This window comes from Bacillus sp. 05T31 (assembly GCF_056396725.1).
In genome coordinates this window covers 1-362 of record NZ_JBFTMA010001515.1, presented here as the reverse complement: position 1 = coordinate 362, position 362 = coordinate 1, and the positions used below count along the sequence as shown (strand labels likewise).

Annotated in this window: 1 pseudogene; it reads left to right on the top strand. The window is 26.2% G+C overall.

The window, feature by feature from the left end:
- Window positions 1-36: 36 nt before the first annotated feature.
- A pseudogene (locus AC1DJR_RS34125) lies at window positions 37-362 on the top strand (hypothetical protein); the annotation flags it as partial.

The following is a 362-nucleotide window of genomic DNA, read 5'->3' as shown; positions in this document are numbered from 1 at the left end:
TTATATAAGGATGAAGATGTTTTTAAATTTTCTTTAATGAGAGATATAAATAAATATAACTTAGAAAATCAATTTAGAAGAATCGCACATGGTGGAGCAATTTTAACTGATTATCAATTTACATATTTTATGGATAAAGAAAACATGCCTAAAGCTATGTTAGATTTTGAAGTAATACCAGAAAAATTACCTCCTACAAATTTACATACAATTATTGGTACGAATGGTGCGGGTAAAACTACAGCCTTAAAAGGAATTATTAATGAATACTTTGATGGTGAATTAAAAGATAATTTTGCTAACTTAGTATTTATTTCATTCAGTGTATTTGATAAAAACCCTAAGTATGAGGTGGATAATAC